This window comes from Parabacteroides sp. AF17-3 (assembly GCF_003635445.1).
Lineage (GTDB): Bacteria > Bacteroidota > Bacteroidia > Bacteroidales > Tannerellaceae > Parabacteroides > Parabacteroides goldsteinii.
This window is the reverse complement of record NZ_QTMM01000020.1, coordinates 118483-124482: the sequence shown is the minus strand read 5'-3', so window position 1 is coordinate 124482 and position 6000 is coordinate 118483. Positions and strand designations below refer to the sequence as shown.

Genomic DNA, 6000 nt, shown 5'->3' with positions numbered 1-6000 from the left:
GTAAAAGTGGGAGAGTAGATAGCCGCCGTTTTAGAGTCAAGAACTCCAAACAATGAAAGGAATCAATCGAAAGGTTGGTTCCTTTTTTATTTATAATAATATCATTTATCTTTGTCCCAAAATCAATGCTTTATGATCAAGTCTTATATCTTATTTGTTTTCTTTTTTATCTCTGCTATTCTTTCTGCACAGGAGAGTATTAATTATGCTGTAGTAAAAGATATCCCTTACCGGACTACAGGTGACCCGTATGGTCTGGAACGTTGCAAGCTGGACCTCTATTATCCTGAAAACGGGAAGGACTTCGGGACGGTTGTTTGGTTCCACGGTGGTGGTTTATCCGGTGGAAGTAAGTTTATTCCGGAAGAGTTAAAGAATAGTGGTTTGGCTGTCGTTGCTGTCAATTACCGCTTATTGCCTAAATGTTCGATTAAAGATTGTATTGATGACGCGGCTGCGGCAGTGGCCTGGACATTTAAAACAATAGAAGAATATGGCGGTAGCCGGCAGCGGATATTTGTATCCGGACATTCTGCGGGCGGTTATCTGACAAATATGATCGGGTTGGATAAGAAATGGCTGCAGGTTTACGGTATAGATGCAGATTCAATTGCTGCCCTTATACCTTTCAGTGGACATGCTATCAGCCATTTTGCCTATCGGGAATCGCTGGGAATGAAGGAAACGCAACCCAGTATCGATGAATTTGCTCCGCTTTATTATGTGCGTCCGGATGCTCCTCCTTTGATTATTGTATCAGGCGACCGCGAAATGGAAATGTTGGGGCGTTATGAAGAGAATGCTTATTTCTGGAGAATGATGAAGGTGGCCGGGCATAAAGAGACTTATATCTATGAATTGGATGGATACGATCATGGCTCGATGGCGGCACCGGCTTTTCATATACTAAAGAACCATGTCAGAAGAATTTTAGGGGAATAGAAACAGATGGGGGACTTTTATCCCCCCATCCGTAATTTTATTCATATCGAACTGCGGTACCGGCAGCTGTAACCATCAGCATGCTTCCGCTTCCTCCTACAGTTTCATAATCCAGATCGACAGCAATAACGGCATTGGCTCCCATTCGTGCAGCCTGCTGGCTCATTTCCTGTAAAGCCGTTTCTTTTGCTTCACGCAATACGCTTTCATATGAACCGGCTCGTCCGCCTACTATATCGCGTATTCCGGCAAAGAAATCTTTGAATACGTTTGCTCCTATAATTGTTTCACCGGAAACGATCCCGTAATATTGGGTAATCTTTTTCCCTTCGATGTTGTTTGTTGTTGTCTGTAACATAATTTTCTTTTTATGGATGTGTATTGGTCATTTCAAATACGAGTTTGCCGCCTTTCGCCATCTCGGCATGTGAGAAGAACGGGGTTTCGAGCTCCTTTCCATTCAAAGTAACCGTCCGGATATATTTGTTTTCCGGACTGTTGTTTTTAACCACGATCTCGAAAATGCCGCCTTTTACGTGAAATAAGGCGCGATCTACCATCGGACGGCCCAATGTGTAAACCGGAATACCGGGAGCAACCTGATAGAATCCCAGGGTACTCATTACGTACCATGCTGACATCTGTCCGCAGTCTTCATTCCCGATGATACCGTCAGGCTTGTTTGTATAGAACTCGCGCATGATATAATCCAGACGTTCCTGGCCTTTCCATGGGGAATCTGTCCAGTTATACAGGTAAGCCATGTGGTGGCTCGGTTCGTTTCCGTGGGCATACTGGCCGATCAGGCCGGTGATGTCGCCGGATGCATGTTCGCCGTCAACCTGTGAAGAGGTAGTAAACAAGGTATCTAGGCGTGTTTCCAGTTCTTTCTTGCCACCGATGGTAGCAATGAAGTTGTCCATATCGTGCGGAGCAAAGAAACTCCACTGGAAAGCATTTCCTTCCGTATAATCGCTTCTCATATGAGCCGAATAACGCGGATTGAACGGTGTACGGAATGAACCGTCACTCATGATCGGACGCATCATTTTTGTTTCCGGGTCCAGATAACGTTTGTAATATTCTCCTTTGGCAGCATAAGCCTGAGCCAATGAATCCAGTCCTGCTTTGGCTGCGATCTGCGAGATACACCAGTCTTCGTAAGCCATTTCCAGTCCCCATGAAACGGATTCGGGAACAGAGTCGGCAGGAACGAAGCCATATTTCTCTTTGAAGTACGGATGGAGGGTAATCAGATCCAACTCGCGTGTCCCTTTGAACTTCTCTGCCAGGTCTTCACGGTATACGGAAGAACGGGCACCGGCTTCCGCCCATGTTTTCAGGTCACCGTCTGCCAGGTCTTTGGAAACCAGGTCAGCCAGGACAGATACAGCCGGGTAGCCGACCATACAGCCGGTATAGCTTGAAGCCAGCGGCCATTTGGGAAGAATACCACCTTCTTTATATCCTTGTACCAACACTTTACCCCAGTCGGCAGCCAGTTCCGGATTGATGATCGTCATCAGCGGGTGAAGGGCACGGAAAGTATCCCACAGGGAGAATACGGAATAATTAACGTATCCCGGTTCCGCCTTATGCACCTTTTTGTCCATACCCAGATAACGACCGTCTACGTCCTGATAGGCGAACGGTGCGATCATCGTATGATATAATGCCGTATAGAAGTTGACCATTACGGTCGGGTCAGCGCTCTGAATTTCGATTGCGTTCAGGGCATCGTTCCATATTTCAGCCGATTTGATGCGGGTTGCTTCGAAATCCCATCCCGGAAGTTCTGCTTCCAGATTCTTTTCGGCTCCGTCAGTATCAACCATGGAAAGGGCAACCTTTACGTACAGAGGTTCTGCTTTTTCCGGGAACTTATAATGGAATTTCAGGTCTTCTTCCGTATTGATGCGCAGGAACAAAGAATCCTGGCGTAATTTGCCCCCGATATATTGGTAAACGGTTTCGATCGGCTCAGAGAAAGTGATCCGGTAAGAAACCGAATGGAAATGTGCCCATCCCTGTGTACGTACTGTACCTTCTACCGTCGAGTCGTTAACAAACAGGTAACTGTTGTCTACCAGTTTGTGTCCCCAGTTCGGTTGCAGGATATGTCCCAGGTCGAGCATAACGCGGCGGTCTTTGGGATTATCGTAAGTATATTTATGAAAACCGACCTTGTCGGTACTCGTCAGTTCCACGTTTACACCGAAGTTATCCAGACGTACGGCGTAATAACCCGGAGTCGCTTTTTCGGTATCTTTATTGAAAAGTCCGACCGGTTTGATCGAATCGCCTCCGGAGAAAGGCAATAGAGCCACATCACCCAGGTCGCCGATACCGGTACCGGAAAGGTGCGTATGACTGAATCCATAGATTTCGCGGTCGTCATAATGGTAACCGCTGCTGGCATCCCAACCCATGATATGCGTATCCGGACTGACCTGTACCATCGCAAACGGGCGGGTGGCACCGGGGAAAGTATGACCGTGGAATCCGGTTCCTATGAACGGGTCGACATACTTGATTTCATCACTTAATAACCCACTGTTGGGAGCCGGCTTGCATCCTACCAGCAGGCAAACTAAGACTACCTGAAAGAATAAGATCGTTTTCTTCACTGTTTATTTTGATTTAGTTTAAAATTAGCGGACTAAAACTATTTAATTAGCACAGCTACAAATATAATGAAAAAGAACTATATACAGGTCTTTTTCCTTTTATGAATAAAAAAGTCACAAAAAACTGCAACCTTTTACCAGGCTGTCTCGTCTAATATAACAGAGATGAAAACAGATGAGTTCATAACAAGGATACTGCCTTTAAAAGACAACCTGTTGCGGGTTGCTTACAGGATCACCGGAAATGCAGAGCGTTCCGAACAGATCGTTCAGGACGTGATGTTGAAGGTCTGGGGAGAGCGTGCCGCCTGGATTGTGATAGAGGACATTCCATCTTATTGCCTGATGGTGACACGTAATATGGCGCTGGATACAATTAATTTGCAGCGGAAGCGGACAGAATGTTTTACCGTCAGATAACTCTTTTATAGAAATAATATGGATTATAACCGTATTACATCGTTATTAGACAAATACTGGGAATGTGCGACCACGATTGAAGAAGAACGGGAGTTACGCCACTTTTTCTCGTCAGACGCATTACCGCTTGAGTTGCGTCCTTATAAGGCATGGTTTCTGACACCGGAAGCAGAGACATTGCCGCCTTTAGGGAAAGAGTTTGACTTGAAGGTGTTACAGCAGATCACCCGGGAAAAAAAGCTACGCCGCCTCCGTCTGTTTTATTCTTTTTCGGCTTTGGGGTTGGTCATACTGGTTCTTTTGACGATCCTCTTGCTGACATCTTCTTTTATGTTGTAATGTTGCTGTGTTTAATATGAAGCCTTGCGGATTTGTTCTGCAAGGCTCTTTCTGTTACCTTTGCGGAAAAATAACAAACTATGTTCACGGTAATCGGAATCATGTTCGGAGGTATCGCCGTAGGATATCTGTTGCGCAAAGTCGAACTGCTGCAAAAGATAGGCAAACCTATTTCTTATACGATCCTGCTATTGTTGTTCCTGCTGGGTATTTCGGTGGGGGCCAACGATGCTATTGTAAACAACCTGACAACATTAGGCGGACAGGCTTTCCTGATCGCCCTGGCCGGAACGACCGGAAGTGTTTTAGCCGCCTGGGGAGTCTATCATTTCTTTTTTAAGGAAAGGAGGAGAGAATGAAAGGGAGTCTGATTGTAGTCGGATTCTTCGCTTTGGGCTGTATTCTCGGATGGAGCGGGTATCTGCCGGAGGTGGTCGTTAAGAACGATATCACCATGTATGTACTTTACCTGCTGATGTTTCAGGTCGGGTTGAGTATCGGGAGTGATAAGAAGTTGAAAGATATATTGTGCAGTATCCGTCCCAAGCTGTTGCTGGTTCCGTTGGCAACTATTATCGGGACGCTGACGGCGTCGGCTTTGGTGAGTTTACTGATTACCAAATGGAGTGTGTTCGATTGCCTGGCGGTAGGAAGTGGTTTTGCCTATTACTCATTGTCTTCTATCCTGATTACGGAGTTGAAAGAGGCGTCGCTGGGTGTACAGATGGCGACGGAGTTAGGAACAATCGCATTGATCGCCAATATCATCCGTGAGATTATGGCTTTGCTGGGCGCCCCGTTGTTTGTCAAGTATTTTGGGCGATTAGCTCCTATCTGTGCCGGCGGTGCCACGACGATGGATACAACATTACCGATCATTACGCGTTATTCAGGAAAGGATCTGGTATTCGTTTCTATCTTTCACGGCATTTTGGTCGATTTTACGGTACCGTTCTTTGTTTCTTTTTTCTGTTCGATGTAAATTAATAAATGGAGTAGGAACCTTTATGAAGCACTTACTGATCGTTTTATTGTTGATAATCTCATTCGGTGTAACCGCTCAACCGGCACGAAGACTGGAAAAGTCGGCTGCGGATGGCCCTATCCCTGTAGGACAAGCTGTTTTTTACGGTGAATTTGTTCAGCGACTGAAGAAATTCAAAAGTGGCGGTTATCCTCAGGATATCCGGCTGATAAATATTGAAACGAACGAGGTGCTTGTCTTCCGGGTGAAGTCGACCTTTAAGACTTCGAAAGAAAATCAATTCTGTTACCTGATCGAACCGGGGACGTATGCAATCCTGAATTATTGGTGGACCGAAAGCAAATGGTACGGTGGCCGCTCTTATATGGAACCTATTTATAAGGGGGAAGATTCCATTCAGGAAACCGAACGGAAAATAAAAAGCAAAGAACAACGTCCCGATGAATTAGTCCTGTTCAAATTTTCTGTTGCCGAAAATACATTGAACTATGTCGGAACATGGCATTTCGAGAACTCCCCTGTTTTCTTCACCAACGACAAGGAAGAAACTGACGAAGAAATGCAGGGTAAATACAAAAAACTTGATTTTCGGTCTTCCCGCACGGCTATACCGGATTAATCGTTATTCTGTTTATCTGTAATAGCGACCTGTTTGTCGGGTATAAAGCGGGTATAAAAGAAGGAGGT

Annotated in this window: 8 protein-coding genes; 6 read left to right on the top strand and 2 right to left on the bottom strand. The window is 45.5% G+C overall.

Annotated elements, in window-relative coordinates; all coding sequences use genetic code 11:
- The first annotated feature begins 132 nt into the window (after window positions 1–132).
- Complete coding sequence (locus DWW91_RS23355; RefSeq protein WP_122329070.1) at window positions 133–942, top strand: alpha/beta hydrolase; 810 nt, start codon at window positions 133–135, stop codon at window positions 940–942.
- 37 nt (window positions 943–979) lie between these two features.
- Here DWW91_RS23355 and DWW91_RS23350 read toward each other — a convergent pair whose 3' ends face one another.
- Window positions 980–1300: a YbjQ family protein gene (locus DWW91_RS23350; RefSeq protein WP_122329069.1), complete on the bottom strand. Its 321-nt coding sequence runs from the start codon at window positions 1298–1300 to the stop codon at window positions 980–982.
- Window positions 1301–1310: 10 nt separating this feature from the next.
- The gene (locus DWW91_RS23345) at window positions 1311–3569 is read right to left on the bottom strand and encodes a GH92 family glycosyl hydrolase (RefSeq protein ID WP_122329068.1); all 2259 of its coding nucleotides are present in this window, start codon (window positions 3567–3569) and stop codon (window positions 1311–1313) included.
- A 165-nt stretch (window positions 3570–3734) separates the two neighbouring features.
- On the opposite strand from DWW91_RS23345, the gene DWW91_RS23340 reads away from it, so the two are divergent.
- The 5 genes from DWW91_RS23340 (at window position 3735) to DWW91_RS23320 (ending at window position 5932) form a co-directional block, all read left to right on the top strand.
- On the top strand, window positions 3735–3989 hold the full coding sequence (locus DWW91_RS23340; RefSeq protein WP_010801407.1) for a sigma factor: 255 nt from the start codon (window positions 3735–3737) through the stop codon (window positions 3987–3989).
- A gap of 18 nt (window positions 3990–4007) precedes the next feature.
- Window positions 4008–4328 (top strand): hypothetical protein, encoded by a 321-nt coding sequence (locus DWW91_RS23335; RefSeq protein WP_122329067.1) that lies wholly within the window; start codon window positions 4008–4010, stop codon window positions 4326–4328.
- Between the two features lie 80 nt (window positions 4329–4408).
- Window positions 4409–4687, top strand: a complete 279-nt coding sequence (locus DWW91_RS23330) for a LysO family transporter (protein WP_007655885.1) — start codon at window positions 4409–4411, stop codon at window positions 4685–4687.
- On the top strand, window positions 4684–5310 hold the full coding sequence (locus DWW91_RS23325; RefSeq protein WP_007655883.1) for a lysine exporter LysO family protein: 627 nt from the start codon (window positions 4684–4686) through the stop codon (window positions 5308–5310). The genes DWW91_RS23330 and DWW91_RS23325 overlap by 4 nt, the downstream gene beginning before the upstream one ends.
- A gap of 25 nt (window positions 5311–5335) precedes the next feature.
- Window positions 5336–5932: a hypothetical protein gene (locus DWW91_RS23320; protein WP_122329066.1), complete on the top strand. Its 597-nt coding sequence runs from the start codon at window positions 5336–5338 to the stop codon at window positions 5930–5932.
- Window positions 5933–6000 lie beyond the last annotated feature (68 nt).

What these genes read in the sequence shown, in the direction of transcription:
- DWW91_RS23335 (WP_122329067.1), top strand. Translation starts at nt 4,008, where the DNA reads ATGGATTATAACCGTATTACATCGTTATTAGACAAATACTGGGAATGT.
- DWW91_RS23320 (WP_122329066.1), top strand. Translation starts at nt 5,336, where the DNA reads ATGAAGCACTTACTGATCGTTTTATTGTTGATAATCTCATTCGGTGTA.
- DWW91_RS23340 (WP_010801407.1), top strand. Translation starts at nt 3,735, where the DNA reads ATGAAAACAGATGAGTTCATAACAAGGATACTGCCTTTAAAAGACAAC.
- DWW91_RS23330 (WP_007655885.1), top strand. Translation starts at nt 4,409, where the DNA reads ATGTTCACGGTAATCGGAATCATGTTCGGAGGTATCGCCGTAGGATAT.
- DWW91_RS23355 (WP_122329070.1), top strand. Translation starts at nt 133, where the DNA reads ATGATCAAGTCTTATATCTTATTTGTTTTCTTTTTTATCTCTGCTATT.
- DWW91_RS23350 (WP_122329069.1), bottom strand. Translation starts at nt 1,300, where the DNA reads ATGTTACAGACAACAACAAACAACATCGAAGGGAAAAAGATTACCCAA.
- DWW91_RS23325 (WP_007655883.1), top strand. Translation starts at nt 4,684, where the DNA reads ATGAAAGGGAGTCTGATTGTAGTCGGATTCTTCGCTTTGGGCTGTATT.